The sequence below is a fragment of the Pluralibacter gergoviae ATCC 33028 = NBRC 105706 genome (assembly GCF_001598855.1).
GTDB classification, from domain to species: domain Bacteria; phylum Pseudomonadota; class Gammaproteobacteria; order Enterobacterales; family Enterobacteriaceae; genus Pluralibacter; species Pluralibacter gergoviae.
The window spans coordinates 140,740-162,843 of sequence record NZ_BCZS01000009.1 but is presented as its reverse complement, the minus strand read 5'-3'; the positions used below and the strand labels follow the sequence as shown (position 1 = coordinate 162,843).

At 62.5% G+C, this 22,104-nt stretch carries 20 protein-coding genes; 5 read left to right on the top strand and 15 right to left on the bottom strand.

The genetic code is table 11. The annotated features are described in order from the left end of the window. Window positions 1–209: 209 nt before the first annotated feature. Together mltB and norR are read right to left on the bottom strand one after the other, a co-directional pair. On the bottom strand, window positions 210–1,289 hold the full coding sequence (mltB, locus tag ENGE1_RS11725) for a lytic murein transglycosylase B (protein WP_043082320.1): 1,080 nt from the start codon (window positions 1,287–1,289) through the stop codon (window positions 210–212). A gap of 101 nt (window positions 1,290–1,390) precedes the next feature. After that, a complete protein-coding gene (gene norR / locus ENGE1_RS11720; protein WP_048253327.1) occupies window positions 1,391–2,905 on the bottom strand; it encodes a nitric oxide reductase transcriptional regulator NorR in 1,515 nt (504 codons plus the stop codon). A 179-nt stretch (window positions 2,906–3,084) separates the two neighbouring features. Here norR and norV point away from each other — a divergent pair, with 179 nt between their 5' ends. Beyond that, the gene (gene norV, locus ENGE1_RS11715; RefSeq protein ID WP_048253422.1) at window positions 3,085–4,533 is read left to right on the top strand and encodes an anaerobic nitric oxide reductase flavorubredoxin; all 1,449 of its coding nucleotides are present in this window, start codon (window positions 3,085–3,087) and stop codon (window positions 4,531–4,533) included. Then, entirely contained in the window at window positions 4,530–5,660 is a 1,131-nt protein-coding gene (gene norW / locus ENGE1_RS11710) for an NADH:flavorubredoxin reductase NorW (protein ID WP_048273227.1), read from the top strand. Before norV ends, norW begins: the two co-directional genes overlap by 4 nt. Before the next feature lie 147 nt (window positions 5,661–5,807). Here norW and ENGE1_RS11705 read toward each other — a convergent pair whose 3' ends face one another. The 4 genes from ENGE1_RS11705 to hydN are packed head-to-tail and all read right to left on the bottom strand — an operon-like array spanning window position 5,808 to window position 11,787. Then, window positions 5,808–6,824, bottom strand: a complete 1,017-nt coding sequence (locus tag ENGE1_RS11705) for a HoxN/HupN/NixA family nickel/cobalt transporter (protein ID WP_043082316.1) — start codon at window positions 6,822–6,824, stop codon at window positions 5,808–5,810. Next, on the bottom strand, window positions 6,818–9,055 hold the full coding sequence (gene hypF / locus ENGE1_RS11700) for a carbamoyltransferase HypF (protein WP_048253329.1): 2,238 nt from the start codon (window positions 9,053–9,055) through the stop codon (window positions 6,818–6,820). Before hypF ends, ENGE1_RS11705 begins: the two co-directional genes overlap by 7 nt. Beyond that, entirely contained in the window at window positions 9,055–11,205 is a 2,151-nt protein-coding gene (gene fdhF / locus ENGE1_RS11695; RefSeq protein ID WP_048253330.1) for a formate dehydrogenase subunit alpha, read from the bottom strand. The genes hypF and fdhF overlap by 1 nt, the downstream gene beginning before the upstream one ends. Window positions 11,206–11,244: 39 nt before the next feature. Beyond that, window positions 11,245–11,787, bottom strand: coding sequence for an electron transport protein HydN (hydN, locus tag ENGE1_RS11690; protein WP_048253331.1), 543 nt, complete (start codon window positions 11,785–11,787; stop codon window positions 11,245–11,247). 392 nt (window positions 11,788–12,179) lie between these two features. On the opposite strand from hydN, the gene ENGE1_RS11685 reads away from it, so the two are divergent. From ENGE1_RS11685 to ENGE1_RS11675, 3 genes are all read left to right on the top strand, one after another. Further along, the gene (locus ENGE1_RS11685; protein ID WP_064360619.1) at window positions 12,180–12,329 is read left to right on the top strand and encodes a Hok/Gef family protein; all 150 of its coding nucleotides are present in this window, start codon (window positions 12,180–12,182) and stop codon (window positions 12,327–12,329) included. 356 nt (window positions 12,330–12,685) lie between these two features. Continuing rightward, window positions 12,686–12,835, top strand: a complete 150-nt coding sequence (locus ENGE1_RS11680; RefSeq protein ID WP_045290577.1) for a Hok/Gef family protein — start codon at window positions 12,686–12,688, stop codon at window positions 12,833–12,835. 210 nt (window positions 12,836–13,045) lie between these two features. Beyond that, a complete protein-coding gene (locus ENGE1_RS11675; RefSeq protein ID WP_048253332.1) occupies window positions 13,046–13,681 on the top strand; it encodes a TenA family protein in 636 nt (211 codons plus the stop codon). Between the two features lie 270 nt (window positions 13,682–13,951). Here the strand turns inward: ENGE1_RS11675 and ENGE1_RS11670 are convergent, their stop codons facing one another. The 9 genes from ENGE1_RS11670 to ENGE1_RS11630 all read right to left on the bottom strand — a co-directional run bounded on the left by ENGE1_RS11670 (window position 13,952) and on the right by ENGE1_RS11630 (window position 22,069). Beyond that, complete coding sequence (locus ENGE1_RS11670) at window positions 13,952–14,629, bottom strand: hypothetical protein (protein ID WP_048253333.1); 678 nt, start codon at window positions 14,627–14,629, stop codon at window positions 13,952–13,954. Window positions 14,630–14,810: 181 nt separating this feature from the next. Next, window positions 14,811–15,266, bottom strand: coding sequence for a hydrogenase maturation peptidase HycI (gene hycI, locus ENGE1_RS11665; RefSeq protein WP_048253334.1), 456 nt, complete (start codon window positions 15,264–15,266; stop codon window positions 14,811–14,813). Beyond that, on the bottom strand, window positions 15,259–15,669 hold the full coding sequence (locus tag ENGE1_RS11660; protein ID WP_043082308.1) for a formate hydrogenlyase maturation HycH family protein: 411 nt from the start codon (window positions 15,667–15,669) through the stop codon (window positions 15,259–15,261). Before ENGE1_RS11660 ends, hycI begins: the two co-directional genes overlap by 8 nt. After that, window positions 15,666–16,433 (bottom strand): NADH-quinone oxidoreductase subunit B family protein, encoded by a 768-nt coding sequence (locus ENGE1_RS11655; protein ID WP_043082307.1) that lies wholly within the window; start codon window positions 16,431–16,433, stop codon window positions 15,666–15,668. Before ENGE1_RS11655 ends, ENGE1_RS11660 begins: the two co-directional genes overlap by 4 nt. Then, on the bottom strand, window positions 16,433–16,975 hold the full coding sequence (locus ENGE1_RS11650) for a formate hydrogenlyase complex iron-sulfur subunit (protein WP_048253335.1): 543 nt from the start codon (window positions 16,973–16,975) through the stop codon (window positions 16,433–16,435). Before ENGE1_RS11650 ends, ENGE1_RS11655 begins: the two co-directional genes overlap by 1 nt. 9 nt (window positions 16,976–16,984) lie before the next feature. Continuing rightward, window positions 16,985–18,694 carry a formate hydrogenlyase subunit HycE gene (gene hycE, locus ENGE1_RS11645; RefSeq protein WP_064360618.1) on the bottom strand — a complete coding sequence of 570 codons (1,710 nt, stop codon included), beginning with the start codon at window positions 18,692–18,694 and terminating at the stop codon, window positions 16,985–16,987. 17 nt (window positions 18,695–18,711) lie between these two features. Further along, on the bottom strand, window positions 18,712–19,635 hold the full coding sequence (locus tag ENGE1_RS11640) for a respiratory chain complex I subunit 1 family protein (RefSeq protein ID WP_043082303.1): 924 nt from the start codon (window positions 19,633–19,635) through the stop codon (window positions 18,712–18,714). After that, a complete protein-coding gene (gene hycC / locus ENGE1_RS11635; RefSeq protein WP_048273226.1) occupies window positions 19,632–21,464 on the bottom strand; it encodes a formate hydrogenlyase subunit 3 in 1,833 nt (610 codons plus the stop codon). Before hycC ends, ENGE1_RS11640 begins: the two co-directional genes overlap by 4 nt. Further along, complete coding sequence (locus tag ENGE1_RS11630; protein WP_043082300.1) at window positions 21,464–22,069, bottom strand: 4Fe-4S dicluster domain-containing protein; 606 nt, start codon at window positions 22,067–22,069, stop codon at window positions 21,464–21,466. Before ENGE1_RS11630 ends, hycC begins: the two co-directional genes overlap by 1 nt. Window positions 22,070–22,104: the final 35 nt, after the last annotated feature.

Sequence of the window (22,104 nt, the reverse complement as noted above, 5' to 3'; positions counted from 1 at the left end):
CCGCCAGCCACAGCAGGGCCAGCAGCACCAGCGCAGCGCCCAGGCGGGCCGACCCCGATGCCGGGAAAAGGGAGAAAGAACGCATTATACACCTCAATGTTATATCATAACGATATCGGGATAATGCGCAGAAGTAAATTAAACCTGCGTCCGGAGGGTGTATCGAAGTGTTACGGCGGCACCGCGGGGCGCCGCCGGAGGAAAGGAGACTACTGCGCGCGGGCCACGGCCACCGCCTGACCGAGCTGCCAGACCGCCATCGCGTAGTGGGTGCTGTGGTTATAGCGGGTGATGGTGTAGAAGTTGGGCAGACCGTACCAGTACTCATACCCGGTGCCGACGTCAAGGCGCAGCAGGCTGGCCTGAGTGTGGTTACCCAGCGACTGAGTCGGCGACAGCCCCGCCGCCGTCAGCGTCGAAATGCTGTATTTGGTCTTAAAGCCGTTCTCCAGCCCCGGCGCCTGGCCCATCGCCGGTACGGCCACCGTATCGCCCGCCTTCCAGCCGTGCTGCTTGAAGTAGTTGGCGACGCTGCCGATAGCGTCTTCCGGGTCCCACAGGTTGATGTGCCCGTCGCCGTTGAAGTCCACCGCAAACTCCTTGTAGGACGACGGCATAAACTGCCCGTAGCCCATGGCCCCCGCAAAGGAACCCTTCAGATCCAGCGGATCGTCCTGCTCGTCGCGGGCCATCAGCAGGAAGGTCTCCAGCTCGCCGGAGAAGTAGGCGGCGCGGCGCGGGTAGTTAAAGGAGAGCGTCGCCAGCGCGTCGAGGATGCGGGTTTTGCCCATTACCCTGCCCCAGCGGGTCTCCACGCCGATGATGCCGACGATAATCTCCGGCGGCACGCCGTAAACGCGCCGGGCGCGCTCAAGCGCCTCCTGATGCTGATTCCAGAACGCGACGCCGTTTTGCACGTTATCCGGCGTAATGAATTTCTTGCGGTAGCGCAGCCACGCGCCGTTGGGACCGCTCGGCATCTGAGCGGTCGGCGCCTGCCTGTCCATCAGGCGCAGCACGTAGTCCAGCCGCTTCGCCTGGGAGAGGATCTCGTGCAGCTGCTGGCGGTTGAAGCCGTGCTTGCTGACCATCATGTCGATGAACCGCTCGGCGTTGGGGTTGTTGGCGAAGTCGCCGCCCATCATGGTGACGTTGTGCTGCGGCTCCAGTAAAAAGCCGCCGGAAGGGGCATTAACGGTCGTGGGCGCTTCGGCATTTTTAGGCTTGCTGCTGCACGCGGCAACCAGCACGCAGAGCGGGAGTATGGTCAGATAGCGACGCTTCAACATGAGACATCCATTTAACAGTTCAGCCAGAGGCGGTTATGGTAATCATCCCGCCCGCGTTAAGGAAGAGCAGGCAATGCGGGTAACACACTTTTACTCTTAGCTTAGTCCTTAAGTCCGAGCCGTCGCGCCAAACGATGTAAATTTGCCACATCCATCGCCAGGGCGCGGGCCGCCGCCGCCCAGTTATTGCCGCTGCGCTGCAGCGCCCGGGAGATAGTCTGGCGCTGAAACGCCTCCGTGGCCTCGCGCAGACCAACGTTGTCCTCCGCCTCCGCCTGCGGCAGCTCCGCAGGTGCGCAGGCAGCTGCCGCCGGAAAGTGCTGCGCCTCAAGCACAACATCTTCGCCGCCGCCTGCCGCCGCCGCCATCACCACCGCCCGGTGAATCGCGTGCTCCAGCTCGCGCACGTTGCCCGGCCAGGCGTGGGCCAGCAGATAGCCGCGCGCGCCGGGGCCAATCGACACGCCGGCAAGCCCGGTCCGCTGGCGCACGCGCTCGCAGAAGTAGCCCGCCAGCAGCAGCACGTCGTCGCCGCGCTCGCGCAGCGCCGGGGCCCGCAGCGGGAAGACGCTCAGGCGGTGGAACAGGTCGGCGCGAAAGCGTCCGGCCAGCACCTCCTCGCGCAGATCGCGGTTGGTGGCCGCCAGCACCCGCACGTCCACCCGCAGGCTGCGATCGTCGCCTACCCGCTGAATATCGCCGTACTGCAGTACCCGCAGCAGCTTGGCCTGCAGCGCCAGCGACAGCTCGCCGATCTCATCGAGGAACAGGGTGCCGTTATCCGCCATTTCAAACTTGCCGCTGCGGTTGCTGATGGCGCCGGTAAAGGCGCCCTTCACGTGGCCAAACAGTTCGCTTTCAGCGACGCTCTCCGGCAGCGCGGCGCAGTTGAGGTAAACCAGCGGGCTGCTGGCGCGGAGCGACTGCCGGTGGATAGCCTGGGCAATAAGCTCTTTGCCGGTGCCGGTCTCGCCGCTAATCAGCACGTTCAGATCGGTCGGCGCCACGATGGCTATCTCTTTTTTCAGCTGCGCCACCGGCTCTGAAAGGCCAATCATCTCCTGGGCGGCGGAGGGCGCTTCGCTGACGCCCCTGCCCACCAGCACGTTCTGGCTCTCCAGGCGAGCAATCAGCAGAGCATTATTCAGCGCCCCGGAGACCAGGGCGGCAATCAGCCGCAGGGTCTCGTCGCTGAAGCCGTCGAACCGGTGGGCGTCCATACCGTCGAGGGTCAGGGCGCCTATCAGGCTCTGCCCGGCGAACAGCGGCAGCCCGAGGCAGGCGTGGACCTTCAGCGCTTCGTGACCCGGAATCAGCCCGTCATAGGGATCGGGAAGTTCGCTGTCCGCCGGAAAGCGCACCACGTCTCCGGCGCGGGCAATGGCCTCCAGCCGGGGGTGGCTCGCAAGATGAAACCGCCTGCCGAGCACGTCCTTCGACAGGCCGTCGATGGCCAGAGGAATAAATTGATGCGCCTCGTAGCGCAGCAGCGCGGAGGCATCGCAGCCCAGCAGCTGGCGCAGGGTGGCTATCAGGCGCGAGAAGCGGTCCGGCTGGCCGATATCGCTCTGCAGTTCAATGGCGATTTTCGCCAGCGCTTCAGTGGAAAACCCCATCAGAGACTCCAGGTCATTTTGACTACACACATAGTCATTTTAACAATCATCATCATAGTCATAATGACTGTCACCTGCCAGGCATTAAAAATAAAAGCATTAAATTTCAATAAAATAAAATTTGGCACGCCGCTTGATATCAGCAGATGTACTTACCGAAATACATGACCGAGGACATTATGGCTATCAACGTTAAAAACAACATCCACTGGGTTGGGCAGCGCGACTGGGAAGTGCGGGACTTTCACGGCACCGAGTATAAAACCCTGCGCGGCAGCAGCTACAACAGCTACCTGATCCGCGAAGAGAAAAACGTGCTAATCGATACCGTTGACCATAAGTTCAGCCGCGACTTCGTGCAGAACCTGCGGGCGGAGATCGATCTTGCCGATATCGATCTGATCGTTATCAACCACGCCGAAGAGGATCACGCCGGGGCGCTGACCGAGCTGATGTCGAGTATTCCGGAGGTGCCCATCTACTGCACCGCCAACGCCATCGACTCAATCAACGGCCACCACCACCATCCGGAATGGCACTTCAACGTGGTCAAAACCGGCGACAGCATTGATATCGGCAACGGCAAACAGCTGATTTTCGTCGAAACCCCGATGCTGCACTGGCCGGACAGCATGATGACCTACCTCACCGGCGACGCGGTGCTGTTCAGCAACGACGCCTTCGGCCAGCACTACTGCGACGAGCACCTGTTCAACGACGAAGTGGATCAGGCCGAGCTGTTCGAACAGTGCCAGCGCTACTACGCCAACATCCTGACGCCCTTCAGCCGACTGGTGACGCCGAAAGTGAACGAAATCCTCGGCTTCAACCTTCCGGTAGATATGATTGCCACCTCCCACGGCGTGGTGTGGCGCGACAATCCGACGCAAATCATTGAGCTGTATCTGAAGTGGGCCGCCGACTATCAGGAAGATCGCATCACGATTTTCTACGACACCATGTCCAATAACACCCGCATGATGGCCGACGCCATCGCTCAGGGTATCAACGAAGTTGATCCGCGCGCGGCGGTGAAGATTTTCAACGTCTCCCGCAGCGATAAAAACGAGGTGCTGACCAGCGTCTTCCGCTCGAAGGGCGTGCTGGCGGGCACCTCGACCATGAATAACGTGATGATGCCGAAAATTGCCGGGCTGGTGGAGGAGATGACCGGCCTGCGCTTTCGCAACAAGCGCGCCAGCGCCTTCGGCTCCCACGGCTGGAGCGGCGGCGCGGTAGACCGTCTCTCCACCCGCCTGCAGGACGCCGGGTTTGAGATGTCCCTGAGCCTGAAGGCCAAGTGGCGCCCGGACCTGGATGCGCTGGAACTGTGCCGCGAGCACGGTCGCGAAATCGCCCGCCAGTGGGCGCTGTCGCCGCTGCCGGATGCGACATCGGCCCCGAAAACCGCTGAGAGCGACTGCGCCTGCGCAGCCGCGCAAACCGCCGACCTCGGCGCGTCGATGCAGTGCAGCGTCTGCCAGTGGATCTACGACCCGGCTCAGGGTGAACCGAACCAGGATGTCGCCCCGGGTACGCCGTGGAGCGAGGTCCCGGACGGCTTCCTCTGCCCGGAATGCTCGCTGGGCAAAGAGGTGTTCGACGTGCTGGCGACGGAGGCAAAATGAACCACGGCATCGTGATTATCGGCTCGGGCTTCGCGGCCCGGCAGCTGGTAAAGCATATTCGTAAACTCGACGGACAGGTGCCGCTTACCCTGATTGCCGCCGACGGCATGGATGAGTATAACAAGCCGGATCTCAGCCACGTCATCAGCCGCGGCCTGAGCGCCGATGCGCTAACGCTGCAAACCGCCGGCGAGTTCGCTGAACAGTATCAGCTTCAGCTGTTCCCGCAGACCTGGATAACGGACATCGACAGCGCGGCCCGTGCCGTTCGCAGCGCGGACCGCAGCTGGCAGTACGACAGGCTGGTGCTGGCCACCGGGGCACGAACGGCGGTGCCGCCGGTGCCGGGCCACGAGCTGATGCTGACGCTCAACAGCCAGCAGGAGTACCGCGCCGCCCGGCAGCTGCTGTGCGACGCCCGGCGGGTGCTGATCGTCGGCGGCGGCCTGATTGGCTGCGAGCTGGCGATGGACTTCCGGCTGGCGGGCAAAACCGTCAGCGTCGTGGACAATAATGCCAGCCTGATGGCTTCCCTGATGCCGCCGGAGGTGAGCAGCCGCCTACAGCAGAAGCTGGTACAGAGCGGCGTGCAGCTGGCGCTGTGCAGCCAGCTGGCGCGGCTGGAGCCCTGCGGCGGCGGCGTGCGGGCAACGCTTGCCGACGGGCGCGAGATTATCGCCGATGCCGCCCTGGCGGCCACCGGCCTGCGTCCGGAAACGGCGCTGGCCCGCCGGGCGGGGCTGACGGTTAATCGCGGCATTCAGGTTAACAGCCGCCTGCAGACCAGCGACCCGCATATTTTTGCCCTCGGCGACTGCGCGGAAATCAATGGCGCGCTGCTGCCCTTCCTGCAGCCGATTTTGCTCAGCGCCATGTGCCTGGCGAAAAACCTGCTCAACCAGACCGCCGCGCTGGCCCTGCCGCCGATGCTGGTGAAGGTGAAAACGCCGGAGCTGCCCCTGCAGCTGGCGGGCGACGCCGGACGACCAGACCTCAGCTGGCATATCGTCAGTAACGCCGGGGGAATGGTGGCAAAAGGCGTGGACGATGCCGGTAAGCTGTGCGCCTTTGCGGTAAGTGAAGGAAGGATGAAAGAAGCCTTCGCGCTGTTGAAAAGTCTGAGCTAGCGCTTAACGGCGGTGGAAAGCGCCGGGTGGCGGCTGCGCCTTACCCGGCCTACGTAAGCTACAGCATGGAGGTCGGGTAAGCGTAGCGCCACCCGACACAGGGCAGCGCAGAGGTTGAATTCGGCCTGCAACGTTAAGCAAAAAACCTCACGCGCACGGCAGCGCGTCATATCCCCGCCAGCGGTAGACCGCCATCGAGATAATCCAGCAGGCGACGAACAGGCCGATCACCACGAAGCCGGCGTTGCCGAGGTTGTCGTTCAGCGCGCCTACCGCATCCCATATGCCGCCGCTGAGGGCGAACTTGTCCATCGCCAGCCCCAGCGCCTCGAGGCCGCCGATAAACAGCGCCACCACCACGGAGGTGCCGGTGATGGTCATGTTGTAGTAGAGCTTGCGCTGCGGCTTGCTGAAGGCCCAGCCGTAGGCGCCGACCATCAGCACATTGTCGAGAGTGTCCACCAGCGCCATGCCGCTGGCAAACAGCGCCGGGAAGATCATGATGCTCCAGATGGACATACCGCTGGAGGCGCTGGCGGCGGAAATGCCCAGCACGCCCACTTCGGTGGCGGTATCAAATCCCAGTCCGAACAGAAAGCCCACCAGATACATTTGCCAGCTGCGGTTCACGAGGCGGAACGTTTTACCAAACAGCCAGCTCATGATCCCGCCCGCCTGCGCAACGTCGGTGCTAAAGGGCCGCCCTTCGCGGAAGGCGCGGAAGCTGCGCCAGACGCTGCGCAAAATCACCAGGTTCACGAAGGCCATCGCCAGCAGGAACAGCGATGAGACCGCGGTCCCAATCAGGCCGCCGGCGTCGTGGAACCAGCCCATCTTCTGCTGAAACGCGGTGGCCGTAGCGGCGATAGCCGCCGAGGCCAGCACCACAATGGTCGAGTGCCCCAGTGAAAACCAGGCCCCGACGCCGAACGGGCGCTTGCCCTGCTGCATCATTTTGCGGGTGACGTTGTCGATGGCGGCAATATGGTCGGCGTCGACCGCGTGGCGCAGTCCGTAGCCCCACGCCAGCAGGCTGGCGGCCATCAGCGTACCGCTGTGGCCAAAGGTTTTCCACGCCGCGCACCAGGCCAGCAGATTTGCCAGCGCCAGTCCCGTCACCAGCACGGCCGCGCGCGGCTGCTGGCGTAATGCCTTCATCAACATGTTTCGTTCCTTTGTTGCAGATAGCGGGCGGCGGCGACCGCCGCCTGCCCGAAAGAGATCCCGCCGTCGCCCGCCGGCAGGCGGTGCGGAAATAACAGCTGAAAGTCGCCGAGATGCGCCGCCAGCCTTTTGCGCAGCAGGCGGTTGTGCAGCACCCCGCCGCCGAACGCCAGCGTGGTAATGGCCCGCACCCGTGCGTGCTGGCGCATCATGTCGGCCAGCCCGCAGGCCAGCGCATCGTGAAAGGCCCAGGCTTTCTCCGCCGCCGGGGCGTCCCAGCGCAGCCACGTCCGCCAGAAGGCGGCGAGGTCGAGCGTGTTGTCCAGCGGCGGCATCGTCAGCGGATGGGCTATTTCACCGCAGCCCCGGGCCAGGGCTTCTAGCCGACAGGCGGCCTCGCCTTCATAGCTCAGGCTCTGCGGGGCACAGCCCAGCGCGCAGGCCACCGCATCAAACAATCGCCCGCAGGAGGAGGCCAGCGGTGCGTTAATGCCCCGCCCGACCGCTCTTGCCAGCGCCTGAATATTCGGCTGTTCGCGCAGCGGCGCCAGCGCCTGCCAGTCGGGAATAAACGCCAGGCCCTGCGCCAGCAGGTTGCGCCACGGCTGGCGGGCGGCCAGGTCGCCGCCGGGCAGCGCCACCGCCGGCAGGCCGCCCAGATGCTCACACTCAGCATAGTTTACCCGCAGGCATTCGCCGCCCCACAGCGCCCCGTCGGCGCCCATGCCGATGCCGTCGAGGATCAGGGCAATGACGTCGCCGCCGTCCAGCGGCCAGCCGTGCTCGGCCATGCAGGCCGCGGCGTGGGCGTGGTGGTGCAGCACGCGCTCCTGCGGCAGCGCCATGTCGCTGGCCCAGGCGGTCGCGCGGTAGCCCGGATGGGCGTCCACGGCCAGCCGCGCGGGCTGAAAATCATAGATGTTCTGCATCAGCGTCAGGGCCTGCCGCCACTGCGCCTCAACCCCCGGCTGCTGTAAATCCCCGAGATGCTGGCTGAGCACCGCCTGGCGCCCGCGCGCCAGGCAGAACGTGTTCTTCATGTCGGCACCGAGGCACAGTATTGGCGGCACGTCGTCAAAGCCCGGCGGCAGCTCCAGCGCGTCCGGCACGAAGCCCCGCGCCCGGCGCAGCATCGCCCCGTCCTGCTGCAGCACCGAATCATCCATGCGCTGGACGATATCGCGGTTGTGCAGCAGAAAGCCGTCGGCAATGTCAGACAGCTCCGCCAGCGCCTGCGCATTGGTCATCGCGGGCGGGCAGCCGTTGAGATTGCCGGAAGTCATCACCAGCGGACGGCACAGGCTCTGCAGCAATAAGTGCTGGACGGGATTGGACGGCAGCAATACTCCCACTTCCCCCAGGCCCGGCGCTACTTCATCGCACGTCCCGTTGAGCCGCGGTTTATCTACCAGCACAATCGGCGCCGCCGGAGTGGCAAGCAATTTACGTGCCGCTTCCGGCAATCCGTCCGCGTCCGACAGCATCACCGCCAGCGGCTTCGCCGGACGGCGTTTACGGCGGCGCAGCCGCGCCACCGCCTGCGCATTGCCGGCGTCGCAGGCAAGGTGAAAGCCGCCCAGCCCCTTGACCGCCACGATTTCGCCCCGCGCCAGACTGGCGCAGGCGGCGGCGAGCGCTTCATCGCGGTGCAGCGTTTGCCCGCCCCGCAGCCAGCTGAGCTGCGGCCCGCAGTCGGCGCAGGCCACCGGCTGGGCGTGAAAGCGACGGTCGCGCGGGCTGCGGTACTCCTGCTCGCAGGCGGGGCACAGCGGAAAGGCCGCCATCACGGTAAAGGGACGGTCGTAGGGCATGGCATTGATGATGGTAAAGCGCGGCCCGCAGTGGGTGCAGTTGATAAACGGATAGCGGAAGCGGCGGTTGCCGGGATCGTTCATCTCCGCGAGGCAGGCCGGGCAGGTGGCGGCATCCGGCACGATTTGCGTGCTCATGCTGCCCGCCCCGCTCGGCAGAATGCTGAAGCCCTCCGGCAGGGTCTGCCACTGCCAGGGGTCAGCCACGACATCGTCGATGCGCGCCAGGGGGGGACAGCGTTCGCGCAGGCGGGCGATAAAGCCCGCCTCGTCGCCGACGAGGTGCACCAGCACCCCTTCGGCATCGTTGCTGACGTCACCGGTGCGGCCAAGTTCCCCGGCCAGCTGCCAGACGAAGGGGCGAAAGCCGACGCCCTGCACTCTGCCGCGAATACGGATGGCCGTACCGTTATGTTTCATCAGGCGCTGGCGGCCTCCTTCAGGCGGGTTTTCATCTGCTGGTAACTACTCTGCGCCCAGGCTTCGGCCCAGGGCTGGTCGTCAATAGCGCTGACCCGCACCGCGCAGTATTTGGTTTCCGGCGTTTTGGACACCGGATCGAGGTTGTCCTGCGTCAGCTCGTTGCAGGCGCCGATCCACCACTGGTAGGTCATATAGACCGAACCGGCGTTGGTGCGTCCGCTGACGCTGGCGCGGCTGATCACCTTCCCGCGCCGGGATTCAACCCACACCAGCTCACCGTCATTGACGCCGAGCCGCCGCGCGTCGTCCGGGTGCATCTGCACCCTTCCCGGCTCGTCGGCCAGGGCCTGCAGCGCGGCGCAGTTGCCGGTCATCGAGCGGCAGGAGTAGTGGCCCACTTCGCGCACGGTGCAGAGTACCAGCGGATAAGCGTCGTCCGGCGTCTCGGCGGGCGCCCGCCACGGGGCGGCAAACAGGTGCCCCTTGCCGTCGGCGGTATCGAACTTACTGTCCTCGTACAGATACGGCGTTCCCGGATGGTCGAGGGTCGGACACGGCCACTGGACGTGGCCCATCAGGCCCATTTTCTCGTAGGTGACACCGAAGAACAGCGGGCAGAGGGCGCGCATTTCGTCCCAGATCTGCTGATTGTTCTCATAATGCATCGGATAGCCCATTGCGCTGGCGATAAGGGAGATGATCTCCCAGTCGCGCTTGACGTTGCCCGCCGGTTCAATTGCTTTTTCAAAGCGCTGGAAGCCGCGGTCCGCGCAGGTAAAGACGCCGCCGTGCTCGCCCCAGGAAGTGGCGGGCAGCAGCACATCCGCCTGCTCGGCGGTTTTGGTCATAAAAATGTCCTGCACTACCACGAAATCGAGGGCACCGAAACCTTTGCGCACCAGCCCCAGGTCGGCCTCGGTCTGCAGCGGATCCTCTCCCATAATGTAGTAGGCCTTCACCTTGCCCTCCAGCGCCAGGTGCGGTACTTCGGTGATGCGCACCCCGACCTTGTCATCCATCAGGGCGCTGTCGATGCCCCAGGCGTCGGCAAACTTCTGGCGTACCTGCGGATCGGTGACGTTCTGATAACCGGGAAACTGGTTGGGCAGCACGCCCATATCGCAGGCGCCCTGGACGTTGTTCTGCCCACGCACCGGGCCGACACCGACGTTGTTACGCCCCAGATTGCCGGTGAGCAGCGCCAGGCTGGAGAGCCCCTTCACCACGTCCACCGCCTGGCCGAACTGAGTGACGCCCATGCCCCACATAATGGTGGCCGACGGCGCGGCGGCGAACATGCGCATTGCCTCGCGCACCTCGCGGGCGGGAATGCCGGTCAGGTGCTCGACCTTTTCCGGAGCATAGTCTTTGACCACCTCCCGGTAGGCTTCAAGCCCGGTGGCGTGCTGCGCCACCCAGGTTTTGTCGTACAGATCCTCTTCCAGCAGTACGTAGCCGAAGGCGTTGACCAGCGCCATGTTGCAACCGTTCTTCAGCTGCAGGTGGCGGTCGGCAATGCGGGCGGTTTCGATGCGCCTGGGATCGCAAACGATAATTTTCGCACCCTTCTCCTTCGCCTTCAGCACCCGGCGGGCGACGATAGGATGCGAATCGGCGCAGTTGTAGCCGAACACCAGCAGGCAGGCGGAGTTTTCAATTTCGCCGATGGAGTTGCTCATGGCGCCGTTGCCGAGCGTCTCCTGCAGTCCGGCCACCGACGGGCCGTGGCAGACTCGGGCGCAGCAGTCGACGTTGTTAGTATGCAGCACGCCGCGGGCAAACTTCTGCATCACGTAGTTGGTTTCATTCCCGGTGCCCCGCGAAGAGCCGGTGGTCATGATGGCCCGCGGGCCAAAGGTCGCTTTAATGTCACCGAGCTTTTGCGCCGTATAGCGGATAGCCTCTTCCCAGCTGACCGGCGTGAACCTGCCGCCCTTTTCATAGCGGATCATCGGCTGGGTCAGCCGCGGCGTCAGCAGCTGGGTATCGTTGAGGAAATCCCAGCCGTAGTAACCCTTCAGACAGAGTTCATTCTGGTTAGTGAACCCGTCTGCGGCTTCCGCGCGCAGAATTTTGTTGTGCTCAACCACCAGGTTCAGCTTGCAACCGGCGCCGCAGTACGGACATACGCTCGTAATTTTTTTCATCAGTAACAGACCTGTTAAAAGTGAAGTAAGTAAAGTGACTTAAAACGACAGGGATACCGCGCCATCAAGGGCGGCACGGCGGCGTTTTTCAACGCTCATGCGCTCCAGCGCTTCGCGATCGACGCAGACCAGCGCCCGGGTCGGACAGGCGCTCACGCAGGCAGGGCCAGCGTCGCGGTGGTAGCAGAGATCGCACTTATTGGCCTCCGCCTTTTCCATTTTGACCGGCATTGACGCGGTGCCGCGCACGACCGGACGCACTACCACCTCCATCGCGCCATACGGGCAGGCGACGACGCAGGTTTTGCAGCCGATGCAGCGCTCCTGCATCACCCGCATGAAGCCGTTTTCGCGGGCAATGGCGCCGTTCGGGCAGACGTTGGCGCAGGGCGCATCTTCGCACTGGCGGCAGGCGGTGGCGGTGGAGATATTCACGCCCTTAATCACGTGAATGCGGGGCAGGAAGGTTTGCGGCGTCAGCGCCGCGCAATCCTGATTTTCCTGATGCGAAACGACGCAGGCCACTTCGCAGGTGCGGCAGCCGATGCATTTGCTGGCATCGGAAATAATAAAACGGTTCATTTACGCCTCCGGCGATGATCATAATCGCCGGGGATTTGCATTATCCATGCCAACTAAAAAATAGTTATTTATCAAAACAATAAAATGTCAACCTGCATTTTCCCGGCTGTCATCGTCATTTTTGCCACTGTCGGCAGCGCCGCCGACAGGCCGCCGCTGAGGGTATTTGCCGCATGAAAAAGAACGCATTGGCCGATACCGGAGCTTTGCGTAATTGTTGCTCGTTAAAGCCGTGCGTTGAGGGTAGAGTTTCGGCGGGTGCCTGAAGCCGTCTGCTTCGGGTAACTGCGGCAGACAGCAAAAAGCCCCAAGCGATTTTTCAATCAACTTGAGGCTCTCTGTTATGCATGAACAACATGATAGTAGCCTCCTGACTTCAGAGGTGCAAGAAAATGTCACGAAAGCTGTTGTATAGCCTGGTAGTGGTCTGTCTGACGCTACTGGTGTTCACCTGGATGGTAAGAGACTCACTCTGTGAGGTGCGTATCAACCAGGGCAGTACGGAGTTTGCGGCGTTTCTGAACTACGAAGGCAGGCGCTAACCCAAGGCGGGGTTCGCCCCGCCTTTCGGCGGTTGTTTCTGCTGGCTACGGGCACCCTTTCAGCAAACCTCAATGGGCAGGCGCGACGCGTCTCGCCGGGTATTTACCGCGATCGCTATGCATTCCAGTACAGGCGCGGGGAAAACCGTCTCAAGGCAGATCTCGGACATTTGCGCAATTTTCAATCGTTAAAACAGCGCGTTGAGCGTAGAGTTTCGGCGGGTGCCTGAAGCCGTCTGCTTCGGGTGACTGCGGCAGACAGCAAAAAGCCCCAAGCGATTTTTCAATCAACTTGAGGCCTCCTGTTATGCATAAGCAACATAATAGTAGCCTCCTGACTTCGGAGGTGCAAGAGAATGTCACGAAAGCTGTTGTATAGCCTGGTAGTGGTCTGTCTGACGCTCCTGGTGTTTACCTGGATGGTAAGAGACTCACTCTGTGAGGTTCGTATCAACCAGGGCAATACGGAGTTTGCGGCGTTTCTGAACTACGAAGGCAGGCGCTAACCCAAGGCGGGGTTCGCCCCGCCTTTCGGCTGTTGTCTTTGCTGGCTACGGGCACCCTTTTGCTTCCCACACTCCGTGTCAAGCGGGGGATCCAGCTACGAAGATCCCGGCCTGCCTGAAGTTAATCCCTGGTATTTTTCGCGTTGATCGCCCCCGCCCGCCGCCGCTACTCTGCTTGTCACACCTGCGGGCTAAACTGCGAGACAAACGATGGGCACAACGCTAACGGAACAGCTGAAAAATCGCCATGCCGCGACCTGGGCATCGGTGATAGAGCACAGGTTCGTACGCGAACTGATGGCCGGCAGCATCGATGATAAAGTGATGGCGAGCTACCTGATTCAGGACTATCGCTTTTTTGAAGTTTTCCTGAGCCTTATCGGCGCGGCCATTGCACAGGCTGATAGCCTTGCTGCAAAACTCACCTTCGGCCGCTTTGCCGGGTCGATAAGCTCGGACGAAAACACTTACTTTACCCGCGCCCTGGCGGCGCTGGGCATCGACGAGCGGCAGTTCAATCAGCCGCCCGATACCCCGGCGACCGCGGGCTTTAAGGCGATCATGCAGGAAGCCGCGGGATCCGGAAGCTACGCCGCGATCCTGTCCGTGCTCAACGTGGCGGAAGGATCGTACCTCGAATGGGCATCCTCTATTCCTGCTCCGCTATCGGAGAGTTTTATTCACGCGGAGTGGATAACGCTGCATAACAACCCTGAATTTGCCGACTTCGTCCACTTCCTGCGCCGCGAGCTGGATCGCGTCGGGCCGACGCACGAGGCGCTTTGCGAAGACTTTTTCCGCCGTGCGATTGCGCTGGAGAAAGATTTTTTTGATTCGGTGTATTAAGGGGGCGCAGAAAGATAGCGTCGGAGCGCAACTGCAGGCATGAAGCGCCGTACACAGGGCGATGGACAGCACCTGCTAGACAGATTGACTCAAACTGACCGCTTCTACAGACATAAAACGCTCAACTCTGAAAGTCCGCTATGAGCGAACAGCGGAAGCTGGCATTTGATTTAAATGCCAACTTAAAGGATGCCTACCGAAACTGCGGCGATTCAACATAGTGATTGAGTTAAGCCTCAAAAACAGAGTTTTCGAAAAGCTTCTCTGCGCTTAAATGCTTGTATCTGAATTTCCGTGCCGCCCTATCCAGTAGCTCATACGGTTGTAGAGGGTCGCATCGTAGTATTTTGCTTCTATCTGAACTGTATACACCTCATCTCCCCCTTTGGCGGTATCTGAGTCGGCAAAGGATTTAGAGCAATTTACAATATGCAGATTATGATTGTTGCTGGTTACTATCTTGTCGTCACCTTTGCTGTGCTCAATATTGTTTATTTGCACAACATAAGATCTACTCCAGTCACCACCGTTCCGTTTTTTTGATAAATCGCTATCCTGAGCAATGATGACTGTAATATCTGATAAATAATAATCTTTGTTTTTCGCGATAATGGCTGGAATGTTATAGGATCCATTAGCAGAACGCGCATGAGAAACCCTATACTTCAAAATACCATATTCTCGGTCATTCCTACGAAATTCGAGAAGTATCATTGCTGTTGTAGGTTTTAGCTCATCTTTTGATACGAGTGACACTTTAATATTGCCTGATGTATTCTCAATTTTTTGCAACTCGTCATACTCAAGATTAGTTATTTCAGTCCCATAATCCTTTGGGGCGGTAATCAAAGAGATTGGATTTATAAACGCTACCCCCCCTCCATACGGACCGACCACACATCCAGTTAGTAGTATAAAAACAAGACAGAGCAGGGGTTTTAAATTCATTGGCATTCCTTTTAAGTAAATTCCATCGTACTTATGCTACCACATGTAGTGAAGTGGCTTGTTGAATTTGGTCATCTGACCTGCGGTATATCATGTCCGCTCCTGGCACAAAGCAGACCGTCAAACAAGTCTGCCTCTGTGCCATCGCCACGCCCGGTCAAATCCGGGCTAATACGCCCAATCAAAGCGCCTCAAACCCGCCGTTTCCCTCCCAGCCAGCCAGCCGCTGATACACCACCTCAACCGCCGCTTTAATCTTCTCCGTCATCGGAAAATAAAACCCAACAATATCCGGCTGGATCCCAAGAAAAATCACCTCGCCCACGTCGTCGCGCAGCTGATCCACCAGGTAGTTCAGCGGCATATTGTGGGTGGTCATCATAAACATCTCGGCGATGTCGTCGGGATCGACGATGCGGATCTCGCCGGGGTCCAGGCCCATGTCGGTGGCATCGACGATCAGCAGCCGGGAAGGCTTCATGGCGCGAATGGCGACCACTTCGTTTTCCGGGGCGCTGCCGCCGTCGAGCACCGTCCAGCTGCCGGGTGCCCCGGCGGCGCACATTTCCGCCAGCAGCGGGCCGGCGCCGTCGTCGCCCATCATGCTGTTGCCTACGCAAAGCAGTACGTCAGTCACGGAGTCTCCTTACCATCAGGTAGATGGCGTTTTCCTGATGGATATCGTGCAGCATGCCGAGCAGCTGATTGCTCCAGGCCTTCTGCGCGTCGGTCTGGGTGGCCCGCGCGGCGTCAAACGCCTGCGCCAGCATCACCACGTGGTTAATATCGATGACGATCTCGCCGTACTTCGGTACGCCCTCCATTTTGCGGCGGGCGTCGCTGCCCGCCTCCAGGGTGCCGATCCACGCCAGGTAGTCCTCCCACGGGCAGCTCAGGGCCGCCTCCAGGCAGTCGATGACGCCGAGGTGGTGGCCAATCGCCAGGCTGTAGTAGACCACCTGCTGCGCCGCGTCCGGCGTGGCGTCGTTTTCGTCAATAAACTTGCGGCTCAGCTGGCTGAACACCACCGTTTCACTCATCGGATGCGCGCCTCCTCAACCACCTGATTGAGATGGGTGACGATCTCGGTGAGGCGCGGATCGCTCTCAGCATCGAGCCAGCGCTGCACCTGCCCGTCGCCCTGCTCCAGCTGGCGCAGGTAGTCGTCGGCGATCTGGCGGCCATAGCGGTAGCCCGCCAGTTTGCGCGCGGCGCGGTCCACCTGCACCCGCAGGGGCTGCACCATTTGCGGATGCAGGATCTGCGCCGGCTGATTGTCCCGCTCGCCCGGTTCGCGGGCGTGGATTTTCTGCTCCAGCAGGCCCAGCGCCATGGCGAAGCCGTACAGGGTGGCGGCGGGCGTCGGCGGGCAGCCGGGGATGTAGACGTCAACCGGGACGATTTTGTCGGTGCCGCCCCAGACGCAGTACAGGTCGTGGAAGATGCCGCCGCTGTTGCCGCAGGCACCGTAGGAGATGCAGATTTTCGGATCCGGTGCCGATTCCCAGGCGCGCAGCGCCGGCGATCGCATGGCGCGGGTCACCGCCCCGGTGAACAGCAGAATATCGGCGTGGCGCGGCGAGGGCACTACCTTGATGCCGAAGCGCTCGGCGTCGAACAGCGGCGAAAGTGTGGCGAAGATCTCAATCTCGCAGCCGTTGCAGCCGCCGCAGTCGACGCGGTAAACGTAGGCGGAGCGCTTGATTTTTTTCAGCAGCGACGCCTTCATGCTGGCGATGGACTCGTCCACGCTCATCGGGACGGGCAGGCCGTTTTCGTCGCGCGGCCCCAGTAAGTTACTCATTAGCTGGCCTCTCTCATGTGGCGAGTCAGTTCAATGCGGTCAGACGGCACCAGGCACTTCTGGCGCTTGCAGGCCGGGCAGGTCTCAAAGCTTTCGCGGTGCGACTCGGCGCGGCTGTCGCCATTGTGCGCCAGCAGGGCGATGGCGTAATCGATCTCTTTCTGCACGGCGAAGGGGCGCTGGCAGACGCGGCAGGCGCAGATGTCGAAGCGCGACCGGGTGAGGAAGGCCTCTTTTTTCCACACCGCCAGCTCGTAGGCCTGGGAGAGCTTAATCGCCGCCGTCGGGCAGACCTCTTCGCAGCGGCCGCAGAAGATGCAGCGCCCGAGGTTAAACTGCCAGGCGAGTTGCCCCTCCGCCAGATCGGTTTCTACCGTCAGGGCGTTAGACGGGCAGGCGTTGACGCAGGCGGCGCAGCCGATGCACTGCTGCGGGTTGTGCTCCGGCTTGCCGCGAAAGTTTTTGTCTACCGGGATCGGCTCCAGCGGATAACTGCTGGTGGCGGTGCCGGTTTTGATCGCTTTTTTAATGAAATTAAACATGGCTGTGTCCTATTTCAGCGGCGAGTTCTTGCGCTCAATGCTGTAGCGCTCAAGCTCTTTGTACGGCACCGTTTTGCTCTTCTTCTTGCGCACGTCCACCACCGTCATGCGGTCAGTGCAGGAGTAGCACGGATCGAGGCTGCCGATGATCAGCGGCGCGTCGGACACCGTGTTGCCGCGCAGCATGTAGCGCAGGGTCGGCCAGTTGGCGTAGGTCGCCGCCCGGCAGCGCCAGCGGTACAGCTTCTGGTTGTCGCCGGTCATGCTCCAGTGGATATCGTCCCCGCGCGGCGCCTCCGAGAAGCCGAGCGCGAAGCGGTTCGGGATATAGGTGAAACCCTCCACCATCAGCGGGCCGCCCGGCAGGTTGTCGAGGCCGTAGTCAATCATGTTCAGCGCGGTGTAGACCTCGTTGATGCGCACCTTAAGGCGCGAAATCACGTCGCAGCCCTGCTCGCTGTGGACTTCCATCGGCAGCAGGCCGTAGCCGACGAACGGGTGATCGGCGCGGGTGTCGCGGGCGTGGCCGCTGGCGCGCACCATCGGGCCGACGTTGCTGAAGTCGCGGGCAATCTCCGGGTCAAGGCGGCCGACGCCGACGGTGCGCTGGTCGATATTCGGGGTGCTGAGCAGCATCTCTACCAGATCCTGTACCTCTCGGCGCATCTGCTGCGCCAGCTGGCGGGTCTGGATCATGTCATCCTTGAGCAGATCGCGGCGGATGCCGCCGATCAGGTTCAGGCCGTAGGTTTTACGCGCGCCGGTCAGAATTTCCGCCATCTTCATCGAGGTTTCGCGCCCCCGGAAGAACTGCATAAAGCCGGAGTCGAAGCCGGTGAAGTGGCAGGCCAGCCCGAGGTTGAGCAGGTGCGAGTGCAGACGCTCCACCTCCAGCAGAATGGCGCGGATCGTTTGCGCCCGCTCCGGCACCGCGATGCCCATCGCGTTCTCTACCGAGGTGGTGTAGGCGGTGCTGTGGGCGAAGCCGCAGATGCCGCACACGCGGTCCGACAGGAAGGTGACTTCGTTGTAGCCCATGCGGGTTTCCGCCAGCTTCTCCATGCCGCGGTGGACGTAGAACAGGCGGTAGTCGGCGTCGATGATGTTTTCGCCGTCGACGAACAGGCGGAAGTGGCCCGGCTCGTCGGAGGTGACGTGCAGCGGACCGATCGGCACGACGTTATTTTTCTTCGTGCCCAGTTCGTTGATGAACTCGTAGGTTTCGCTGTCGGTGGTCGGCGCCGGGCGCTGGCGGTAGTCCATGCTGTCCTTGCGCAACGGATAGAGTTCATCCGGCCAGTCGTCCGGCAGCACCAGGCGGCGCTCGTCCGGCAGGCCCACCGGTACCAGGCCGTACATGTCGCGCACTTCGCGCTCGCCCCATACGGCGGCGGGCACGCGCGGCGTGACGGACGGATATTCCGGCTTGTTGGCGTCCACCTCCACGCGCACGGTGATCCAGCACTTCGTGCCCTGCTCCATCGACAGCACGTAGTAGACGGCGTAGTGGCCGTTGAGCTTGCGCTCGTCGTTGCCGAACAGCACCGACAGCCAGCCGCCCTGCTTGTAGTAGAGAAACTCCACCACTTCCGGCAGGTAGTTCAGCTTGACGGTGAGGGTCAGCTGGTCTTTGGTTTGCCAGGCTTCATCCAGCACCACGCCGGGAAAAGCCTCGTGCAGCGCCGCCAGGTAGTGTTGACCGATTTTTTGTTCAGACATGCTAAAACTCTCTTAAATCACGCCACCAGCAAGGAGACGAAGGCTAAAAAGGCGAAACCAAACCCGGCCCAGGTGACCCGGGAGGTGGCGTTGAAGCGCAGGCGCGCCATGCCGTTTTCGAACAGGGCGATGATCAGTACGCCCGCCAGCAGCTTAACGACAGCGATAACCACCGCCAGCAGCAGGCCGCCGACGGAGAAGCTCTCCATCTGGCCCCAGGGCAGAAACACGCCGAGGAACATCTGCAGCACCACCAGCTGCTTGAGGCTGATGCCCCACTTGAGCACCGCGAAGCCGCTGCCGCTGTATTCGGTCAGCGGCCCTTCCTGCAGCTCCTGCTCGGCTTCCGCGAGGTCGAACGGCAGCTTGCCCATCTCAATAAAGGTGGCGAAGGCGCAGGCGCACAGCGCAAGCGCCAGCGGCAGGCTGCGTGCCGCGGGCCAGTGCAGCACGGTGGCGGCAATGTTGCCCACGTAGGTCGAGTTCGCCACCAGCGCCGCCACCCACAGGCCGAGCAGCAGGATCGGCTCCACCAGCACGCCGAGCACCGCCTCGCGGCTGGCGCCGATGGCGGTGAACGGGCTGCCGGTATCCAGCCCGGCGATGGAGAAGAAAAAGCGCGCCAGGGCGAACAGGTAGATCAGGGTGATCAGATCCCCCAGCGGCGGCAGCGGCGCGTCAACGGTCACCACCGGCAGCGCGGTGGCGATGGTCAGCATGATGCCGACCATCACGAACGGCGTCAGGCGGAACACCCAGCCGGACGCCGCCGGGGCGACGCTCTGGCGGCCCAGCAGCTTGACCAGGTCGCGATACTCCTGCAGCACCCCCGGCCCGCGCCGGTTGTGCAGCCGGGCGCGCAGCACGCGGGTGACGCCGCTCAGCAGCGGCGCGAAGGCAAACAGCACCAGCGCCTGAATAACGGCAAATAGCAGACTCATAATCCGGCTCCTCGGGAAACGACAATCACAACCAGCACCGCCAGCTCAATCAGCGCGATGCCGCGCAGCAGGCCGGGAGCGGCGGCGCTCTGCCAGCCCGGCACCCAGCGCACCGGGTTCAGGTGCCTGCGCAGGGCCATTACCGGGGCAAAGGCCTCTTTGACAGGCATGGCAAAGCCGTGGGCGGTGATCACCATCGACTGCTCGTGATCGTAGCCGCAGACCCACGCCTTGCCGCGCGTGCGGTTAGGCAGGCGGTCGCCCTTCATCAGGGCGGCAATCAGGAACGGCAGCAGCGTTGCGGCAATCAGCAGCAGGGTAATCATCGGCTGGGAAACCACGGTGCTGGCGGTGCGCAGCGGCAGCGGGACGGCGTTGCCGAGCAGCGGCAGCAGCCACGGCGCGGCCACGCCGCCGATAACGCAGCAAACGGCCAGCGCGACGGTACTAATAGCCATCAGCAGCGGCGCGCAGCAGGCACTCTCCGCCTCTTTGGTACGCGGGGCGCCGAGGAAGGTAACGCCGTAGACTTTCGCCATGCACATCACCGCCAGCGCGCCGGTAATCGCCAGCCCCACCGCCAGCAGCGGCCCGATAAGGTGGCCGACGAAGCCGCCGCTGCTGCTCAGGCGGAAGAAGGCCTGATAGATAACCCACTCCCCGGCAAAACCATTAAGCGGCGGCAGGGCCGCCATCGCCATCAGGCCCACCAGCATCGACAGCGCAATCACCGGCATCCGCTTACCGATGCCGCCCAGCTTCTCGATATCGCGGTGGCCGGTGCGGAACCAGATGCTACCCGCGCCGAGAAACAGCGTGGTTTTAAACAGCGTGTGGTTAATCAGATGATAGAGACCGCCGACCATGCCCAGCGCAATCAGCGCCGGCTGGTGCAGCGCCACGCCGGTAACGCCCGCGCCGAGGCCGAGCAGGATAATGCCGATGTTCTCCAGGGTGTGGTAGGCCAGCAGACGCTGGATGTTGTGCTCCATCAGGGCGTACAGGCCGCCGACGAAGGCGGTGATGGCACCCAGCACCAGCAGGGCGATGCCCCACCACAGCGGCGGGCGGCCGCCGAGCAGGGAGAAGGTGAGCACACCGAGCAGGCCAACCTTCATCACCACGCCGGAAAAAATTGCCGCCGCCGGGGCGCTGGCGCTGGCGTGGGCCTGCGGCACCCAGCCGTGCAGCGGGATGATCCCCGCCAGCAGGCCGAAGCCGATGACGCCCGGTAGCCAGATGTCGGACCCGAGCGGCAGGATGCGCATCTGCAGATTCAGCTCGGCCAGTTCGAGGGTGCCGTAGCGCTGCCAGGTCAGCCAGCAGGCGATGACCAGCAGCAGCGTGCCGAGACGCCCCAGCGCAAACCACAGCTTGCCGGACTGCGCGCAGCCGGTGAGGAACGCCGCGCAGAGGGCCATGATCTCGGCCATCACCACCAGCCCGCCGAGACTACCGGCAACCACCGCGCAGGTGGCGGCGGCCAGCAGCAGATTGAGCAGGCCGCCGTTGCACTTCACCTGCGGGTGACGATGCCAGTCGATGTTATACAGACTGACGAACAGGCCGCACAGGCCGAGGGTTAGCAGCCATACTGCGTTGAGCGGGGTCAGTTGGATAAGGTGGTGGACGATCGGCATTTCGCCGGTCACCGCCGCCGCGTTCAGCAGCGCGGTCAGCCCGGCAGACGCCGCGCACAGGCTGGCGGCCATGCCGCCCAGGCCCGCGGCCAGGCCGCTGAGGGTTTTGCTAAAGCTCAGCAGCCAGGCCAGCAGCGCCGCAGCGGTAAAAATGCCCGCGGCGCTATTAATCAGAGTCAGAACGGTCATTATGCCTCCCCGCCCGGCGACTGCAGCAGCGACAGATCGCCGTAGTCGGTCATGATGTTCATTTCACGCTTGCGCCTGCTCGCCTGGTCGATATCGCGGATATCCACCAGCAGCAGGGCCTTAGTCGGACAGGTGCGCACACAGGCGGGCCCCTGGTCGTCGAACTGGCACAGGTCGCACTTCACCGCTACGGCGCGCACGCCGGGCACCCAGTCGAGAAAGCCGCTGACGCGGGCGGGCGCCGGCGGCGCGGGCAGCGCCTTCGGCGTATTGGCGTTGGCGGGAATATCCAGCGGGCGGCTGCCGCTGAACTCGATAGCCCCGAACGGGCAGGCGATGCCGCACAGCTTGCAGCTGACGCACAGGCTCTCGTTGAGCTGCACCGCGCCGTCGACGCGGGTAATGGCGTTAACCGGGCAAACCCCGGCACAGGGCGCGTCTTCGCAGTGGTGGCACAACTGCGGCGCGGATTCTCGATCGTTTCTCACCACCCGCAGGCGCGGCATCGACTGCAGGCCGTGCTGGCGATGGTTCTCTGAGCAGGCGGCTTCGCAGGTGCGGCAGCCGATGCAGACGGAGGAGTCAGCAATTACAAAACGGTTCACCGGGCAATCCTCTGGTGACGGTCATTTTTGACGAA

Bases quoted from the DNA above. Each gene is read 5' to 3' on its own strand.
- mltB (WP_043082320.1), bottom strand. From the start codon at position 1,289: ATGTTGAAGCGTCGCTATCTGACCATACTCCCGCTCTGCGTGCTGGTT.
- norR (WP_048253327.1), bottom strand. From the start codon at position 2,905: ATGGGGTTTTCCACTGAAGCGCTGGCGAAAATCGCCATTGAACTGCAG.
- norV (WP_048253422.1), top strand. From the start codon at position 3,085: ATGGCTATCAACGTTAAAAACAACATCCACTGGGTTGGGCAGCGCGAC.
- norW (WP_048273227.1), top strand. From the start codon at position 4,530: ATGAACCACGGCATCGTGATTATCGGCTCGGGCTTCGCGGCCCGGCAG.
- ENGE1_RS11705 (WP_043082316.1), bottom strand. From the start codon at position 6,824: ATGTTGATGAAGGCATTACGCCAGCAGCCGCGCGCGGCCGTGCTGGTG.
- hypF (WP_048253329.1), bottom strand. From the start codon at position 9,055: ATGAAACATAACGGTACGGCCATCCGTATTCGCGGCAGAGTGCAGGGC.
- fdhF (WP_048253330.1), bottom strand. From the start codon at position 11,205: ATGAAAAAAATTACGAGCGTATGTCCGTACTGCGGCGCCGGTTGCAAG.
- hydN (WP_048253331.1), bottom strand. From the start codon at position 11,787: ATGAACCGTTTTATTATTTCCGATGCCAGCAAATGCATCGGCTGCCGC.
- ENGE1_RS11685 (WP_064360619.1), top strand. From the start codon at position 12,180: ATGTCACGAAAGCTGTTGTATAGCCTGGTAGTGGTCTGTCTGACGCTA.
- ENGE1_RS11680 (WP_045290577.1), top strand. From the start codon at position 12,686: ATGTCACGAAAGCTGTTGTATAGCCTGGTAGTGGTCTGTCTGACGCTC.
- ENGE1_RS11675 (WP_048253332.1), top strand. From the start codon at position 13,046: ATGGGCACAACGCTAACGGAACAGCTGAAAAATCGCCATGCCGCGACC.
- ENGE1_RS11670 (WP_048253333.1), bottom strand. From the start codon at position 14,629: ATGAATTTAAAACCCCTGCTCTGTCTTGTTTTTATACTACTAACTGGA.
- ENGE1_RS11660 (WP_043082308.1), bottom strand. From the start codon at position 15,669: ATGAGTGAAACGGTGGTGTTCAGCCAGCTGAGCCGCAAGTTTATTGAC.
- ENGE1_RS11655 (WP_043082307.1), bottom strand. From the start codon at position 16,433: ATGAGTAACTTACTGGGGCCGCGCGACGAAAACGGCCTGCCCGTCCCG.
- ENGE1_RS11650 (WP_048253335.1), bottom strand. From the start codon at position 16,975: ATGTTTAATTTCATTAAAAAAGCGATCAAAACCGGCACCGCCACCAGC.
- hycE (WP_064360618.1), bottom strand. From the start codon at position 18,694: ATGTCTGAACAAAAAATCGGTCAACACTACCTGGCGGCGCTGCACGAG.
- ENGE1_RS11640 (WP_043082303.1), bottom strand. From the start codon at position 19,635: ATGAGTCTGCTATTTGCCGTTATTCAGGCGCTGGTGCTGTTTGCCTTC.
- hycC (WP_048273226.1), bottom strand. From the start codon at position 21,464: ATGACCGTTCTGACTCTGATTAATAGCGCCGCGGGCATTTTTACCGCT.